This window comes from Mycoplasma sp. 11548, from assembly GCF_055523555.1.
The window spans coordinates 984,661-1,001,303 of sequence record NZ_JBVFVF010000001.1 but is presented as its reverse complement, the minus strand read 5'-3'; the positions used below and the strand labels follow the sequence as shown (position 1 = coordinate 1,001,303).

The window sequence follows — 16,643 nt, the reverse complement described above, 5'->3', positions numbered from 1 at the left end:
GCTTAGTTTTTTATTTGAATAATTTTTTATATTCTGCATATCCTTCTTGTTCTAAATCTTCATAAGCTATGAATCTTAAAGAACCTGAATTAATACAATATCTTAAACCACCTTTATCTTTTGGTCCATCATTAAAAACATGTCCTAAATGTGAATTTGCACTAGTGCTTTTAACTTCAGTGCGAACCATATTATGTGATAAATCAAGGTGTTCTGAAACAACAGAATGATCAATTGGTTTACTAAATGCGGGCCAACCACAGCCCGAATCAAATTTATCACTAGAAATAAATAGCGGCTTTCCATCTACGATGTCAACATAAATTCCTTTTTCAAAATGTTGGTCATATTCATTTTCAAAAGGTCTTTCAGTGTATCCTTCTTGGGTAATTTTATATTGTAAGTCAGTTAAATGACTGAGATCTTTTCTTTTTTCCATAGTTTTATTATAACAAATTAAAATTAAAGCAACAAACTTACAATAATATATTAAAATATATGCATGGGATTTTTTAAGAATTTAATTAACAAGGTTTTCAAGAAAGAAACCAAAGATGTTGAAACTTTAAAACTAGAATTAAAACAAGAAGAACAAAAAGCAATTATAAATAGTGAGAAATTTAAAAAATATGAGGCAGGTCTAGAAAATAGCTCGACTCTTGGTAAAAAAATTTTAGAGATACAAAATAAATATAATAAAATTGATGAAGATTTTTTTGAAGAATTAGAAGAACTCTTAATTATGTCTGACATTAACTTAAAATTAGTTAATGTCATTATTGAAAAAATAAAGTCAGAAGTAAGAACGAATAATATTGATGATCCGAAATTAATTGGGGAATTAATTGCGGATCAATTATTTGTGATTTATACCGGGAGCACCATTACCAATACTAATTTAAATTTCCAAAATGATCGTTTAAATGTTTTTATCTTTGTGGGAGTTAATGGTTCGGGTAAAACTACTTCAATAGCTAAAATGGCTCATAAATATATTATGCAAGGCAAAAAGGTTTTAATTGCTGCTGGTGATACCTTTAGAGCTGGGGCAGTCAACCAATTAGGTATTTGAGCTCAGCGAGTAGGAGCGGATATTATTAAACCACAAAAAGAAGGGGGCGATCCATCTTCAGTAGTTTTCCAAGCTTTAGAAAAAGCAACTAGCGAGCAATATGATTTATTAATCATTGATACAGCAGGTAGATTACAAAATAAAGTTAATTTAATGAGCGAATTATCAAAGATGGTTGGAATTATAAAGCGCTTTATTCCTGATGCACCACATGAATCATTATTAGTTTTAGATGCAACTACTGGACAAAATGGTCTTTCACAAGCTAAAAGCTTTAAAGAAATAGCCAATTTAACAGGGGTTATTTTAACAAAATTAGACGGTACATCTAAAGGTGGAATTGTTTTATCAATTAAAGATGAATATAATTTAGATGTTAAATATATTGGCTTAGGTGAGCAAATCAATGATTTTCAAGAATTTGACCTTGAACTCTTTATCTACCAACTAACAAAGGATTTAATACATGCTTCATAAAGATTTGGATAAAATACAGTTTTATACATTACTTTACGAAAAATACAAGAATTTATTAACTCAAACTCAGCGGCAAGTGTTTGAGCTTTATTTTTATCAAGATCTCTCTTATGGTGAAATTGCAAAAATAATGGCAACATCCCGTGCAGCTGCTTATGATGCTGCCAAGAAATCATTAGCTAAATTAATAAAACTTAATGAACAAGTTTATAATAAATAATCAAAAACAGGCATTTATTTGCCTGTTTTTGTATACTATTTTTTCTATATTCTTATTTACTGCAAAGTTTAGAAAACATTTATTAAAATTGCCAATATTCTTTAATAATTCCTAATATTAAATTACTCTTATAATTGCGATTTCAATTCTTATAAAATAAAGATTTTGTTCCCTTTTAGAATATAATTATTCTATATTATAGGAGGTTTTAAGAAATGACTTTTTTAAGTGCTAAAATTGTAATAACCAAAAATGAATATGATAATTTTGATTCTTTTATAGCTAAATTTCAAAGTAGTTTACTAATTAAAAAAGGTGATAAATATTTTTTAAATAGTAAATTTTCTTCTAATCTTCAAGAAATAAAGTGAAAGCGATTAGTTATAAATTTACAAGATGACGACAATATAAAATATATTATGCAATTGATAGAATCTACATTAACTACAACCTTTAATTATGCAAAAAAATATTTTAAAAACGAATGCGCAAATGATTATGAATATGTTAATGATAATGATACTTTTAATACACTAATTTCATATATTTTAGATTTCACAGAACCGGAAGAAATAAATGATATTTTTGATTTCTTTGCTACAATTTTATCTAAATTACTTAGTGTTCATAAACTTAAAAATGGGAATAAACGTTTTTGTTTTTTATTTTTAATCAACTTATTAAGAAATTTTGGATTTTATTTTAAATGATCTTCTGATTTAACAATGAAAAATAGTTATCAAGCAGCACAAGAACGAGAAATGTTTTGCTTTGTATCAAGACTGTCAAACAGATCATATGAAGATCTTATTGAATCATTAAATGATCCAGAACTAATAGCTGACAATGCTAAAAACGAGATTTATAAGTGGTGCTATAATTTTATCGCTAAAAATGACAAAGGAATCACCACAAAAGAAAGGCAAGAAAAAGTTAAAAAAGAGATAAAAGAGTGAATTATAAAAAACACATTAATTAATTATAAATAAGAAAATATGATAAAATAAATATAATATTAAATAGGAGGATATTGTGACATTAAAAGAATACGTAGAAAATCTTGATAAATATGTTGAACCGCTTGATGTGCAAATGAAGAGGAATGGAGACTGGGAAAAGCTTGTCAAAGTTATGAAAGCTTTAGCCGAACTATAATTACTTTTTATAATATAAAAGCAACACTTACTTATAAGTGTTGCTTTTACTTAACCTTTATATTCTATTAGTTTTGGATTATAACGATAATAACGCCCTTCTTTAGCTTGATTATGTCCATTTAACATGGTAGCATCTGCTGAAAAAGTATTAGTCATTTTAAAAATACTTTGTCCAACACCATAATAATCAACTGGCACTTTAAGATCTTCGAATCATTTTATTTTAGAATGATCAAAGCCAGATGAAACAATTATTTTATAATTAGTAGCTCCGGCTTGATCTAATGCTTTACGCAGGCGAATCACTTGCTCAGGAACTACACCATATTTAGGAGTTTCTTGATCAAACATATGATCTGATAAACTTTTTGAAGTATCAATTCTAACACCTCAAACTTTATCGCCTAAGGAAGTTCATAGTTTTAAACTTTCTTGAATCACGTTATTGTGGTAGTCAACTAAAGCAATTAATTTACGTTTTGGATATAATTTTATATATGCCTCAGCGGCTTTGACAATATCACCATTAAAACCTTGAACTAAAACGTGCGGCATACTGCCAAAGAGATTTTCATCATGAATATCGTTTTGACTAGATTTTTGGGCTAAAGTTGAAACTAGTTTAATTCCGCCAAGAGCAACGGCTTTTCCATCAATTTCTTGGGTTATGTAATGATCAGCTCGATCACCCATGAAAATAACTTGTTTATTTCTTGCAGCCCTAACACATTTTGCTGCATTTGTTGCTATAGAAGAATAACGTGTTAAAATACCGTCAATTAACCCTTCTCACTGTCCAAAATCTTGGTAATGACCTTCCAGTTCTAAAACTATATCTAATTCATTGACTATGGTTCCTTCTGGTAGATATTTAATTGTATATTTTGTAGTATCAGTCTTGGCTTTTAAAAAAGCTAAGACTTCATTTATACCGCCTAAAATACAATTATTTTTACGTTGGAAAAATTGCATAACAATAACGTTATCGGGCTTTTCACTTGCTAAAATTTCTTTAGTTGTTTCAAAATAAGCTGCTGTATATTTTTCGTAATTCATCTTCATTCCTATCTAAAGTATTAAAGATTATTATACCATAAAACAATAAAATTAAAAGAAGTGGAAACATTTCCAGGTTTTTTCATCTTATATATACGTATATCAAAGAGAATGATCTATAATTTAATTAGATAACAACGAAAGGAACTATGAAGATTAGATCATTATTTAACAACAAAGATACAATTTACTTGGATAAAAATTTTGCTTCTAAAGATGAAGTTTTAAAGTTTTTTGCTAGTGAACTTGTGTCAAAAAACTATGGATTAGATACCCAAAAAATTTACGATCTTTTTAAAGAAAGAGAAAATCAAAATTCAACAGGGGTTGGCGATCATATTGCGATGCCACATTTAGGTGATGATACTATAACAATGAGCACTTTGCTCTTTGCTAGAGTAAATAACCTTGATTGGCAAGCATTAGATAATCAACCTGTAAAATATATCTTTGGAATTGCTTTATCAAAAGACCAAAGAGAATCAGGACATATTGAAGTAATGCAAAAATTATCGTCTTTATTACTTAAAGAACAATTTATTAAGGCATTAGACAAAGTTCAAAGTGCTGATGAATTTTTAGCATTATTTGATGCTTTTGAACCACAAGATGAACTTGAGGAATTACTAGATCAAGAAGGAACTTATGACATTGTCGCAGTTACTGCTTGTCCTACTGGTATTGCCCACACTTTCTTAGCTAAAGAAAAGTTAGTTGAGCAAGCTAAGAAAATGAATTTAAGAATTAAAGTTGAAACCCAAGGTGCAGAAGGGGTTAAAAATACTTTAACTGAAAAAGATATTGCCAATGCTAAAGGTGTTATTTTAGCAACTGATCGTGAGATTGAAAAATCTAAATTTAGCAATGCAACTAATGTTTTAGAAATCTCAACCCAAAAAGCAATCTATAAGACTAGAGAGCAAATTCAAGAAATTTTAGATCAAAAAGGAAAGAAAATAAAAGGTGCTAAAACTAGTGAAGAATCATTTGCTGAAATGACTTTTGATGGCTTTAGTGGAAAACTACGTCGTTCTTTAATGTCTGGAATTTCTCACATGTTACCATTTATTGTCTTTGGTGGAATTTTATTAGCAATTGGATTTTTACTAGACATTATTATTGGTGGACTTAATAAAACAGACATTAATTCAAGTGCTTTTTTAAGTAACTTTGGATTTAATGCCCCATTATCAAAAGTTATCTTTGATATTGGAAAAATTGGACTTAACCTTGCTGTCCCTGTGCTGGCTGCTTATATTACTTACTCATTAGTAGGGCGCCAAGGGTTATTACCTGGATTTGTCGTTGGGGCTATTGCTTCTGGGCAAGTTTCTGGGACATATGCTTTTTTAAGACCTTCAATTGTCAATTCTGGAGTAGCCAACCCCGATTCATTTTTAGGGACTGGTTCAGGCTTTATTGGCGGAATCCTTGGAGCATTCTTTGCCGCAGCAATGGTAATTGTTTTTTCAAAATATATTTTTGGTAAATTACCAAAAACCATGCAAGGAATCAAAAATATTTTATTTATTCCATTATTTGGAACTTTAACAATTGCTTTATTATTCTGAGTTGCTAATATTGTCTTAATTTACATTAACTTAGCATTAGTGTTATTCTTAGGATTATTTGAAAATCGTCCTCAATTGGCTTGAATCTTAGGATTAATTCTAGGTGCTATGATGGCTATTGATCTTGGGGGACCAATTAATAAAGCAGCATACATCTTTGGAACTTTAACTATTGCAAACGGAACATCAAGTGTTTCAATGGCGGCTGTTATGGCTGCAGGTATGGTACCTCCACTTGGAATTGCATTATCAATGTTTATTAGTAAAAAACTATGAACTAAAGATGAAATCAACTCAGGTAAATACTCAAATATTTTATTTGGAATGAGCTTTATTTCAGAAGGTGCAATTCCATATACTTCTAAAAACCCTAAAGTATTAGTACCATCTAACGTGATTGGTGGAGCAGTAGCTGGTATTTTATCAGCTTCATTAGGTGTTAACATCATTGCACCTCACGGTGGAATCTTTGTTGGATTTTTAGCAAGAACTAACTTATTTAGTGATTTTGGGGCTTCAGCTGGTTTAGGGATTGTGTTTTGAATTGCTTCAATTTTAGCTGGAGCATTCGCCCAAGCTGGAGCAATTATCCTCTTTACTAAATTAAACCAAAAATACCCAAATTGAATTTTTGTTAAAAAATAACAAAGCTATGATTTATACCCTTACTTTATCACCATCTTCAGATTTATTAATTAAATCTGAAGATTTCTCTTTAGAAACTGTCAATAGATATCAAGATTCCAAGCTTTTGCCTGGAGGCAAAGGCATTAATGCTTCGCTAATATTAAAACGTCATAACTTTGATAATATCGCCTTTAGTTTATTTGACCAACATACCTTCAATTCATTCCAAGATTTATTTAAACATGAATCTTTAGAAATTATTAATATTAATCATCCAAAGCTAACCAGGATTAATATTAAATATTATGGAACTAAAGATTCCTTTGAGTTAAATGGACCAAAAACAATTTTAACACCTGAAATTAAAGCAAAAGTTTTAGAGCAAATTGCAAAGTTAACAACCCAAGATATGTTAATGATCATGGGCTTAAGTGATGATGCATTTTTAAAAGAAATTTTAGAAATTTTAAAACAAAACAAAGTTAACTTTGTTTTGGATATTGATTCACCAAATCTTAAGGAATTTTTAAGTTTCCATCCTTATTTAATTAAACCCAACCTTGATGAATTAAAACGCAACTTTAAGTTTGAAATTAATAATGAGCAAGACTTGCTTAGTGCAATGAAACAATTGCAAACTTATGGGGCTCAAAATATTATTGTTTCAATGGATAAAGATGGTTCATATGCTTTAACAAAAGATGGACAAATCCTTAAAGCATCCATTATTAAACCAATTAAGGTAGTTTATGCTACTGGGGCAGGTGATAGCATGATTGCATTATTTTGTGCTAAATATTTGGAAACTGGCAATGCAGCAAACTCGCTTTTATTTGCAAGCGCTGGAGCAATGGGTACGGTAGCTAGTGAGCACGTTGGAACCTTCGAGCAAACTAAAACATACCTATCACATGTTAAAGTTGAAGTACTTAATTAATAAAATATCACTTTGTAAAAAGTGATATTTTTAAATAGCAAAATAAATGCTAAGTGCTATTGCAATAAAGAAGATAACTAAGCCACCAATAAAATATCATTTAAGTTTATCAAAAGTTTGCTCACGCTTAATTTTTTCATATGCCAATTTATTTAATTTTAATTCTTGGTTTGAAATTTCAAAACTTTCTAATTGAGTTTTTAACTTTATTAATAAATTTTGATATTTTTGGTTTTTTTTATTTAAAACTTTCTTTTTAGAAAGTTTTGTTAATTCTTGTTTGATATCTTCTAAAAATAATAATCTTAATATTGCATAGTCTTGGGGCAAGTTAGGATTTTGCACTAAAAGATTCCTAACATGACAACTTGAATATTTTTTGGTTTTTTGATAATTAGTTTTTTGATTTGGGTATTAAGCTCTGTGACAAGTGAATTGATTAACTTGGCTTGATCATTAAGATTATTTTTATTAATTTTTAAATCTAAAAAAACTTGTAAATCACTATGATCTGGTTCAATTTTAATATGGGAGGAAGGCATAAGTTTAAAATGCTTTTGCTCTTTAAAAGCGTTTTTAATCACATCTTCAATTGCTTCTTTATCAACCATATAAATTTGGTTAAAAAGATATTTTACATTAATTCAATCTTGCATTGTTTATTTACTTTTTCCAACGTATTTACCAGTTTCAGTTGAGACAATAATTAAATCTCCATCTTTGATAAACATTGGGGTTTCAAGTTCAAAACCAGTTTCTAAAATTACTTTCTTTTGTGGGTTAGTTGTGGTATTACCTTTTACGGCATCTGGCGCATTAGTAACTAATAAAGATATATTTGTTTGCAATTCAATATCCAAGACTTCGTCTTGGAATTTACGAATTTGTACTTCCATTCCTTCTTTCAGAAAATTAATTTCTCATTCTAAACGATTTAATGGAATTTCAATTTGTTCATAAGTTTCTTTATCCATTAAAATGACATTTTCACCATCATTATATAAATAATCCATCTTACGTTTATCAATATGCGCTGGTTTAACTTTATCTCCCCCAGTATAAGATTTAATTGTAGTGGAACCAGTACGTAAATTTTTTACCTTTGCTTTAACGTTAGCTTGGCCCCTACCTTGTTTAGAATGTTGTGCTTCAAGCACAACATAGATTTCACCTTCGTCTTGGAATGTGATTCCTGGTTTAAATTCATTAACATTAATCATAATTTAAAACTCCTTTTTAATAATAGTTAATATTATTATACTATAATATGTGTTTTTTACTTTAGTTCACTTTTAGTTCTTTAATAAAAAATATTTTAATTTATTAATGAATGGAGCAACAGAGAAAATGCACAAGATTGAGATGTTTAAAATTTATAAACCAAAACGTAATTTGAAAGAAGGCATTGAAATATTTGCCAAGCGCCCTTGTGAATTATTAATTACTTTAGTAGATTTAAAAGATGAAGTGATTTTTGGGACATTATGCCAAAATCCAGGCCGAGCTTATTTATTCAGTGCTTTTAAAAAACCTTATTATAAAATTCATTTAGATCGTTTTTATAAAATTTCTAAAATAAATTTAGCTAGGCATATTAACTTATATAAATATAATAAAAAACCATTAAGTTTACCAACTGATAAGCAAGTTAAAATCTTGCAAAGAATGCAAAAAATCTTTGAAAATCGTAATTCAAAATTTAGTTTAACGTATATTTATAAAAAGAATCAAAAGCCTCGATTATTCTTTTAATATGTTAATTCAACATAAAGAGATATTTTTTAATAAACAAAAGTAGGTAAAGTATAAATATAAACAAAGCGGACATTAATATGCCCGCTTTGTTGTTTTATATAAGTGTATTAATATTTTATTAAATTAATGTGTTGAAACACCTAATATATCATCGATAATTTTATATATTTTTTCACTTATATCAGTTCCTAGATTTTTTAATATTACATCATTAAATATTTCATAACTACATTCTTGTTTATTTTTATATATTTTAAATATATATTTAGTTATTAAGTCCGCAAAGCAATAAGAAGTAATTATGCAAGTGTTAGTTCCTTTTATATCCTCAACAGCACTTGGGATATATCCTGGTGTGACAACAATTGTGTATTTTGCATTATATAAGTTTCTATGTTGTTTTAATCTTCCGTCATTTATACTTGTTAGTTTTTTATTTGTTGATTTACCATCGGTACAAAATAAAAAATCATCTTTAAGATAATGACATAGTGAATCTGGCTGACTTGGCCCGCCTATTGTTTCTGCTTTTACATCACTAAATAAGTTAAATGCTTTAGTAATATATTCCTCAAATAATGACCATTTGGTTGAGTCAATTGAAGTTTCGACAAGTAATTTTGGAATTTGTAAAAACTCTTTGTACATTTGGTCTTTTTCGCCAATTTCTTCAAGCAAAAACCCTGGAATACTGTTATAAATATCTCTAATTCAATCACTTCTTAAACCTTGCGGCTGTTTAATATTTTCATAAGGTGTTTTATTTTGTAAATACATATCAACAAAATTGTTATATACTTGATTTAAACTTAGATATTTTGTTGTTATATTTGTTGGCATTTTTCTAAATTGAGATTGTAATTTAAAATTTATTTTATCCTTAACTTGATTAGTTATAGATAGCTCAGAAAGCATATTAAATAAGTAATTACAACTAACATAATTTTTAATAAATTGAGATGCATTATGTGCCAAATTTTGTATTTTATCCCCATTGTTTAATAACCTGAAATTTATAATTTTATGTACAATATCATTATAATCTTTTGGCGAATTCAAGCTCTTCACATAATATAAAATATGTGCAACTTCTAGATTACTTAACTTATATTCAATTCTTACTTCGGTTAATAATTTGAATATAAGTCTTAATGGATAGATATTAAAACCATCTAATTTTTTATATGGATTAATGAATTGTATGCTAAAAAGCATCCCAATAAACACTTTATTTCTTACTTCAATATCTTCTTGGTATTTTAACAGTAATTCACCATATGTACTAAGGTGAATTTTTTTGTTAGAAGTTTCATAAATAGCACCGTAAAATCGTGGTTCATCTATTTTATGATTTGCAGAAGAATAATCATAATAGTCTTTTTGAATATATGGATTATATGATCCTTTTGTAGAGTGTTCTTTCATTAATAATTGTTGGATATTATTATTTCTTTTTATACCATTTAATTCACTAAAAACATTTAAAGTAATAAAGAATTGATTAATGTTACAAGAATTTTGCGGGAATAACCACACGTTAGTATTTTTCATTATTTCCCTTGATTAATCTGTTTAACAATTTTTTCAATTAATAATGGGGGAACACCTTCGCCAATTACATTTCGAATAAAATTCTCACTTGCTCAACTCGGTATATCCCAATCGTCTTTTATAGTAAATAATTTCATGATTTCATAAATTGTTAAAACTCTTGCATCACTGTATGTCCCATCAGTTTTTTTTCTGCCGGGATGTACATTGCATTGAGATGAAATAGATCCATTTGCCATTGTAATTGTTGGTGCTGGTTTATCCCATTGCATTCTTTTATATGTAGTGTTATATCCTTTAATTTTTGTGCCATCTGTTTTTTTAGGATAATAAAATATGTTTTCAAAAGCTGAATGACCGGTAGGAGTATGTATCATTGCCTCTACGTGCCTAAATAAATGATTTTTTGGTGTATGCCATTTATGAATTTCATGACATTTTTTTATTTTTTCACTATTACCTTTAAAGAAGTTTGTATTTCCGTCAACAATTGCTTCAACTGATGGCAAATTTCCGATTGCATCTTTAACTGTTATTAATTTTGATTCTTTATCAGGGAAATTTCAATGTTGCACTTTGCTTAATAAAATTATTGCTCTTTTTCGATTTTGAGGTACACCGTAATCTTGTGCATTAATTAATTGTTCTTTATTTATATAATATTTATGAGCAAATTCTCTTTCGATTGTTTTTACAACTGTATCTATAATATTATTATACTTAATTTTCAGCTTTAATAATTGAGGTACGTTTTCAATCAGTACATAATCAGGATCTAAATCATTTATAGCATTTAAAACTGGATTTATTAGTGCATTGCGTGCATCACTATAATCTCGTTTACCAGCAACACTCATTCCTTGGCATGGAGGTGTAGCCATTAAAAATTTACAATTTTCTTTCTTTGCTTGCGAGATTATTTCATTATATTTATCATAAATATCACCTACAATCATTTTACAGTTAGGATAAGTGTGTTGATAAAATTTAGCCCTATCTTTTTTTAATTCATTTGCTACCACAATTTCTACACCAACATTATTTAAATTTAATTCCCCAATTCCAACATTTGAAAATAATGATAAACCTTTAATCATTTTCCTCCTCTTCATATATATTTCTAAAAACATTTTCTAATACATTAACAACTATTGAATTACCACATAATCTTATTATTGTATTATCTGATAGATTCCCTTGTTTCATATTATAATAGTCTTGATCATTATACCCCATTAATCTACAACATTCCAATGCATTTAATTTTCTTTCGTATAAAATTCCATTTTCAGATTTAATAAACTTTAGGCCAGATCTTCCAGCTCTTTGAGTAGATGACACTTTATTAATCATTACACCATTTATTTTTCAATCACGGTCATCTAAAAAAAGTGTCTCACCATCTTTAACATCTCTTTTCATCTTTCCTTTTGGTTGAAATGTTATTCATTTTGTTTCTGTATCATCAATAATATCTTTAAGAGTTTTTTGTGTGAATGAATTGTCTTTTACTAAGTTTGTTTTGCTTTTTCCTAATTTTGAAACAACAATCACCCTAGGGCGCCTTTGAGGAATTCCATAATGCTGTGCATCAAAAATTTTCCAATAATTTTCATAACCTAAGTTTTCTAAATATTTTAACCAAGATTCAAAGTTTTGTTTGTTTTTACCAGTTGTTAAGTTTTTTACATTTTCTAAAACCAAATATTTCGGTTTTTTATTTTCAATTATTTTTTTGCATTCCCAAAGCAAAGAACTCCTTGTTCCGCTATTTTGATCTAATCCTTTTTTTGTTCCAATTGAAGATATATCTTGACATGGGAAAGAATATGTAAATAAATTATGGTCTGGGATATTATCGATAGTTATTTTTGAAATATCACCAAGATTATTTGTTTTAATACATGCTGCATATAGTTGAATTAGTTTTTCAATTTTCATTTTTTTTAAATCATTTTCAGATTTATTAAGGATTTTAGATAAATAATTAATTATTTCTTGTTTTGGATTTGATTTATTATCGCTTTGTTTATGAATATAATAATAAGCTAAAATTGCATTTGGATCAATATCTGATGTTGCGACAATTTCAAACTTTTTATTAATGTTTCTTAATGCCATATGTTGTGAACCAACTCCAGAAAAGGCTTCGAATACTTTTAATTTTATATCTTTATTCATTTCTTACTCCTAAATTACTTACTATTATTTAGTAAGTAATTTTAAATTATCTTTATGATTAGGTTAATTATTTGTTTTATATATAGATACTTTATTTAATTATATATGAATCTCATATTCAGAACAAAAATAGTATTATTAAAATGTATTAATTGGAAATGTCACATGCAAGTTTTTTGCATGCGACATTGTTTTTGTCTGCCTTGTAATAAAATAGTTGTATGAATAAATTTTCAAAAATTAAAGGAGACTTTAAAATTATATGAAAAATTTAGAAAAATATATTTGTGTTTTTGACAAATATCGAAAAGAAAATAAATATCAACATTTTAAAATTGAAGAGAATTATAATACTATTTTGAAAATGCAAGGAGCTCTTGGGACACAACGAAAATTACGATCAGATCAAATCGATCTAGAACAACTTTATAATATTTTACAAGAACTTTCTGAAGGCTTCTCAATCCAAGAAGTAGCCAAGATTTTTGCTCAATTTGTCATATCCAATCGTCTTTTATAGTAAATAGTTTCATAATTTCATAAATTGTTAAAACTCTGGCATCACTGTAAGTTCCATCAGTATTTTTATGCCAGGATGTACATTGTATTGAGACGAAAGAGATATCAAAAAATCTTGTTTTTTGATACATTGTGATTATTTATGATATAATGTAACTAAATATTTTGTAAAAATCGAAAATTAAGTCAATTACTTGATTAAGTAAAAATCACACAGTTAAATATAATGAAATTGAATTTAAGGAATTGATATGTATAAAACCAATATAACTAAACATTTAGAATGAGAATTTCAAAATGAAATTACCAAAGCAATTGAAGTAGTTAATAATTACTGAATGAAAAAAATTAATCACCCCTTTGGTTATGTTGAATGAGAAACATTTAGATTTAATCAAAGTGTTAAACTTAAAAAACCAATGAGTGAAGAAGTGTTTAGAGAAATGTTATTAGTTAATATGGGAATAAATGTGATCATTAAGTTAATTTATGATTTAAAACAAAGTGAATTAATTAAATTACAAAACGCTAATAAGATTTTAAATACTACTCTTTTTACAGATTTATATTTCGATATGATTAATGAGATTGAAAAATTAATAAACGGAGATAAAAACATCATATGAAAGCAACGGAATCAAATTTACTAAAATTTGAAGATTATTCAAAGCAACTTGTTGATATTATCCAAGCGCAAGTCTATTTTGAAAATTTAATTATTACCAAACTCGAAACACAAAATATTATTAACAATAAATATTTTGAAAATAATACTGATGCTTTTAAAATAGCAATTAATTTAAAAGATGCGTGAAGATTTATTTTTGAAACATATGATTTGCCTTTAAGTCCTAATTATATTTTACAATTACATAAAATCTTAATGGATGGATTAGTTGATGGTAATGGTTATTATCGTACAAGAAATATTTATGTTTCCGGCTCTAAATATGTTCCGCCTTTATTGTCGCAATATCAATATAAAGAAATGTTAGAAGAAGCAATTAAACAAGATGATTTGTTAGCATCACCAAGTTTAATTGCTAGAGAACAATTATTTAATGATGGGAATAAACGCACAGCAACAATGTTAATTCAAAAAGCATTATTACAAGAAAATAAATTATTTAACCTTACTTTATCAAACAATAATGATTATAAAATGGCATTATTAAATTATTACCAAACAAAAGACAGAAAGTTATTAGAGCAATTTGTTAAGTGAAATACAATTGATTTATCTTGTAAAAGCACCAAATCAATAAAAAAGAGATAAAAATTTAAACATACCAGCAACTTACAAATTAATTATTAATTAGAAATGTCACATGCAAGTTTTTTGCATGTGACATTGTTTTTGTCTTCCTTGTAATAAAATAGTTGTATTAATAAATTTTAAAAAATGAAAGGAGTAAAGCCGGACAGAAAAGTTAACATGTAAATGTTAGCTTTTCTGTTACCATTCGTTGGTACCAACGAAGAATTTTTTTGAAAGGATAAATTATGTCAAGACATTTAAAGAAAGAAGAATTTGCAAAAATATATGAAGAATATCAAAAATCAGGTTTCCCAGGTGCTTTCCAAGCTATTTACCAAATATCACCAGAAACAAAAAACTTACAAAGAAATAGTGTAAAAGTTAGAATTAATAAAATAATTAAGTATTATAATTTAGGTATGGAAGACTTATTGCAGACGAAGAAAGGTGAAAGCCGCAAAAAAGGAAGCGGCAAACCTAAGACGAAAAGAGAACCAAATTGAGATATTTTTGATCGTGATGATTTGTTACAAATAGCTAAAAGATATTATGAAATTACCAACGAATTACCTAAAAGTAAGAAAGTTATTGAATTAAAAAGTTTTAGAATAAGTTATGTTAAACTTGCAGAAGTTTTTGGCATTTCTAGACAAACAATTTCTAAAACTCAAAATATTAAAATTGCACAAAAACTCCCTAAATATAGTGATGTAATCGAAAAATCGTTCGCAGAAACAAAGTCAAGATATGGAAGGTTAAAACTAAGTGTTTACATATCTAAAAAATACAAAATAGATATAAACGAACGTTCATTAGGGAGATATATGAACCTTTTAGGCCTAAAATGTAAGCTTAGACAAAAATCAAAACGAAAAGAAATTAAAAATCTATCTACTCAGATTGATAACTTCGTAAATCGTGATTATAATGATCAAAACAATCGAAATATTTATGCAACTGATGTTTCATATATAAAAGCACCAAAAGACGTGTTAGAATCACACGTTTATTTGTCTGCAATTTTGTCTCATAAAACTAAACAAATTGTTGGTTTTAAATTATCAAGAAGTAATAATCTAGAACTAGTTTTAGACAATTTAAATTTATTAAAACAATACAAACCCAAAAATTTTATCATTCACTCAGATCATGGCTTTCAATATACACATCATCAATATATTAAAGAAGTTCAAAATCTTGGTGGGATTATTTCGTTATCAAGAGTGGGAAATTCTCTTGATAATCGAGAAATTGAATATTGGTTTGGGATCATTAAAACTGAATTATTAAATGATTTAGATTATTCAAAAATAACATTTAATGAACTTAATGATATGATACAAGAATATGTAATTTGGTACAACAATGACCGAATTCAATCAAACTTAAACTGAAAAACTCCACAGCAATTTGCTATGGAATTATAAATAACTAAAATGTTAAATTTTGCTGTCCATGTTTAGAGACCTTAAAATTATATGAAAAATTTAGAAAAATATATTTGTGTTTTTGACAAATATCGAAAAGAAAATAAATATCAACATTTTAAAATTGAAGAGAATTACAACACTATCTTGAAAATGCAAGGAGCTCTTGGGACACAACGAAAATTACGATCAGATCAAATTGATCTAGAGCAACTTTATAATATTTTACAAGAACTTTCTGAAGGCTTCTCAATCCAAGAAGTAGCCAAAATTTTTAATAGAGACATTCGAAGTATAAAAAGCAAAATTAAAATTATTACAAATCGCAGACCACTTAGTTTAGATAAACAAAATCGCTATGTTTGTCCTAAGTGTTCAAAAAGAGTAATGCGGGTTAAAACCCTTAATTTTACCAAGCTATACGAATATTTATTAGGTTATTCATTTTCGAGACTCTTTTTTGTAAATGATGCAATTAAAGAGAAATGAAAGGCCTACAGAAAGTATTGGTATAGTGAACTTAATACATACAATAAAAATAGAAATAAAAAGAATTTGCAGCAAAAAGAAGTTAAGAAATCAGTTACCTACCTTGTGAATTCTTTTAAAAAATATCACCTGATGAATTTGCCCCCTCACCTAGTACAATTTATAAAATAATTAAAAAATACCCTTATTTCCTTGAATTTGACCACATTGTCAAAAAATCTGAAGGAAAATATGGCATAAGGAAGCAAAAGAAAACTAAACCTAAAACATTAAAATATGCTACAGAAATTTCGAAACGTCCCAAAAAACACTCCACAAAATTATTTTGTTATTTTTTTATTATTTA

Annotated in this window: 20 protein-coding genes; 12 read left to right on the top strand and 8 right to left on the bottom strand. The window is 27.4% G+C overall.

All coding sequences use genetic code 4. The features are described from left to right. Positions 1-10: 10 nt before the first annotated feature. On the bottom strand, positions 11-439 hold the full coding sequence (msrB, locus tag AC0B4K_RS04170; RefSeq protein WP_465103912.1) for a peptide-methionine (R)-S-oxide reductase MsrB: 429 nt from the start codon (positions 437-439) through the stop codon (positions 11-13). 63 nt (positions 440-502) lie between these two features. On the opposite strand from msrB, the gene ftsY reads away from it, so the two are divergent. The 4 genes from ftsY (at position 503) to AC0B4K_RS04150 (ending at position 2,924) form a co-directional block, all read left to right on the top strand. Next, a complete protein-coding gene (gene ftsY, locus AC0B4K_RS04165) occupies positions 503-1,549 on the top strand; it encodes a signal recognition particle-docking protein FtsY (RefSeq protein WP_465103911.1) in 1,047 nt (348 codons plus the stop codon). Then, positions 1,539-1,769: a sigma factor-like helix-turn-helix DNA-binding protein gene (locus tag AC0B4K_RS04160; protein WP_465103910.1), complete on the top strand. Its 231-nt coding sequence runs from the start codon at positions 1,539-1,541 to the stop codon at positions 1,767-1,769. Before ftsY ends, AC0B4K_RS04160 begins: the two co-directional genes overlap by 11 nt. Before the next feature lie 215 nt (positions 1,770-1,984). Beyond that, positions 1,985-2,758 carry a type II toxin-antitoxin system death-on-curing family toxin gene (locus AC0B4K_RS04155; protein ID WP_465103909.1) on the top strand — a complete coding sequence of 258 codons (774 nt, stop codon included), beginning with the start codon at positions 1,985-1,987 and terminating at the stop codon, positions 2,756-2,758. 43 nt (positions 2,759-2,801) lie between these two features. Further along, positions 2,802-2,924, top strand: a complete 123-nt coding sequence (locus AC0B4K_RS04150; protein ID WP_465103908.1) for a hypothetical protein — start codon at positions 2,802-2,804, stop codon at positions 2,922-2,924. A gap of 50 nt (positions 2,925-2,974) precedes the next feature. Here the strand turns inward: AC0B4K_RS04150 and AC0B4K_RS04145 are convergent, their stop codons facing one another. Beyond that, on the bottom strand, positions 2,975-3,982 hold the full coding sequence (locus tag AC0B4K_RS04145) for a nicotinate phosphoribosyltransferase (protein WP_465103907.1): 1,008 nt from the start codon (positions 3,980-3,982) through the stop codon (positions 2,975-2,977). A gap of 149 nt (positions 3,983-4,131) precedes the next feature. On the opposite strand from AC0B4K_RS04145, the gene AC0B4K_RS04140 reads away from it, so the two are divergent. Then, entirely contained in the window at positions 4,132-6,198 is a 2,067-nt protein-coding gene (locus AC0B4K_RS04140; protein WP_465103906.1) for a PTS fructose transporter subunit IIABC, read from the top strand. 7 nt (positions 6,199-6,205) lie between these two features. Next, positions 6,206-7,117 carry a 1-phosphofructokinase gene (locus AC0B4K_RS04135; RefSeq protein ID WP_465103905.1) on the top strand — a complete coding sequence of 304 codons (912 nt, stop codon included), beginning with the start codon at positions 6,206-6,208 and terminating at the stop codon, positions 7,115-7,117. A gap of 30 nt (positions 7,118-7,147) precedes the next feature. Here AC0B4K_RS04135 and AC0B4K_RS04130 read toward each other — a convergent pair whose 3' ends face one another. Genes AC0B4K_RS04130 through efp form a run of 3 tightly spaced genes read right to left on the bottom strand, consistent with a single transcriptional unit; the run spans position 7,148 to position 8,337 of the window. Further along, the gene (locus AC0B4K_RS04130) at positions 7,148-7,462 is read right to left on the bottom strand and encodes a hypothetical protein (RefSeq protein ID WP_465103904.1); all 315 of its coding nucleotides are present in this window, start codon (positions 7,460-7,462) and stop codon (positions 7,148-7,150) included. Beyond that, the gene (locus AC0B4K_RS04125) at positions 7,462-7,773 is read right to left on the bottom strand and encodes an MMB_0454 family protein (RefSeq protein WP_465101795.1); all 312 of its coding nucleotides are present in this window, start codon (positions 7,771-7,773) and stop codon (positions 7,462-7,464) included. Before AC0B4K_RS04125 ends, AC0B4K_RS04130 begins: the two co-directional genes overlap by 1 nt. A gap of 3 nt (positions 7,774-7,776) precedes the next feature. Continuing rightward, positions 7,777-8,337 carry an elongation factor P gene (gene efp, locus AC0B4K_RS04120; RefSeq protein WP_465101794.1) on the bottom strand — a complete coding sequence of 187 codons (561 nt, stop codon included), beginning with the start codon at positions 8,335-8,337 and terminating at the stop codon, positions 7,777-7,779. A gap of 127 nt (positions 8,338-8,464) precedes the next feature. Between efp and AC0B4K_RS04115 the strand changes: the two genes are divergently transcribed. Then, positions 8,465-8,869 carry a hypothetical protein gene (locus AC0B4K_RS04115; protein ID WP_465103903.1) on the top strand — a complete coding sequence of 135 codons (405 nt, stop codon included), beginning with the start codon at positions 8,465-8,467 and terminating at the stop codon, positions 8,867-8,869. 126 nt (positions 8,870-8,995) lie between these two features. Here AC0B4K_RS04115 and AC0B4K_RS04110 read toward each other — a convergent pair whose 3' ends face one another. From AC0B4K_RS04110 to dcm, 3 genes are read right to left on the bottom strand one after another with little or no spacing between them, the layout of a single operon-like run. Continuing rightward, positions 8,996-10,423, bottom strand: a complete 1,428-nt coding sequence (locus AC0B4K_RS04110; protein ID WP_465103902.1) for an AlwI family type II restriction endonuclease — start codon at positions 10,421-10,423, stop codon at positions 8,996-8,998. After that, a complete protein-coding gene (locus AC0B4K_RS04105; protein WP_465103901.1) occupies positions 10,423-11,520 on the bottom strand; it encodes a DNA cytosine methyltransferase in 1,098 nt (365 codons plus the stop codon). The genes AC0B4K_RS04110 and AC0B4K_RS04105 overlap by 1 nt, the downstream gene beginning before the upstream one ends. Further along, entirely contained in the window at positions 11,513-12,604 is a 1,092-nt protein-coding gene (dcm, locus tag AC0B4K_RS04100) for a DNA (cytosine-5-)-methyltransferase (protein WP_465103900.1), read from the bottom strand. Before dcm ends, AC0B4K_RS04105 begins: the two co-directional genes overlap by 8 nt. A 262-nt stretch (positions 12,605-12,866) precedes the next feature. Here dcm and AC0B4K_RS04095 point away from each other — a divergent pair, with 262 nt between their 5' ends. The 5 genes from AC0B4K_RS04095 (at position 12,867) to AC0B4K_RS04075 (ending at position 16,468) form a co-directional block, all read left to right on the top strand. Beyond that, the gene (locus AC0B4K_RS04095) at positions 12,867-13,124 is read left to right on the top strand and encodes a hypothetical protein (RefSeq protein WP_465103899.1); all 258 of its coding nucleotides are present in this window, start codon (positions 12,867-12,869) and stop codon (positions 13,122-13,124) included. A gap of 250 nt (positions 13,125-13,374) precedes the next feature. Further along, positions 13,375-13,773: a hypothetical protein gene (locus tag AC0B4K_RS04090; protein ID WP_465103898.1), complete on the top strand. Its 399-nt coding sequence runs from the start codon at positions 13,375-13,377 to the stop codon at positions 13,771-13,773. Beyond that, complete coding sequence (locus AC0B4K_RS04085; protein WP_465103897.1) at positions 13,746-14,399, top strand: Fic family protein; 654 nt, start codon at positions 13,746-13,748, stop codon at positions 14,397-14,399. The genes AC0B4K_RS04090 and AC0B4K_RS04085 overlap by 28 nt, the downstream gene beginning before the upstream one ends. Positions 14,400-14,626: 227 nt before the next feature. Continuing rightward, positions 14,627-15,808: an IS3 family transposase gene (locus AC0B4K_RS04080; RefSeq protein WP_465103896.1), complete on the top strand. Its 1,182-nt coding sequence runs from the start codon at positions 14,627-14,629 to the stop codon at positions 15,806-15,808. Positions 15,809-15,859: 51 nt separating this feature from the next. After that, complete coding sequence (locus AC0B4K_RS04075) at positions 15,860-16,468, top strand: hypothetical protein (protein ID WP_465103895.1); 609 nt, start codon at positions 15,860-15,862, stop codon at positions 16,466-16,468. Positions 16,469-16,643 lie beyond the last annotated feature (175 nt).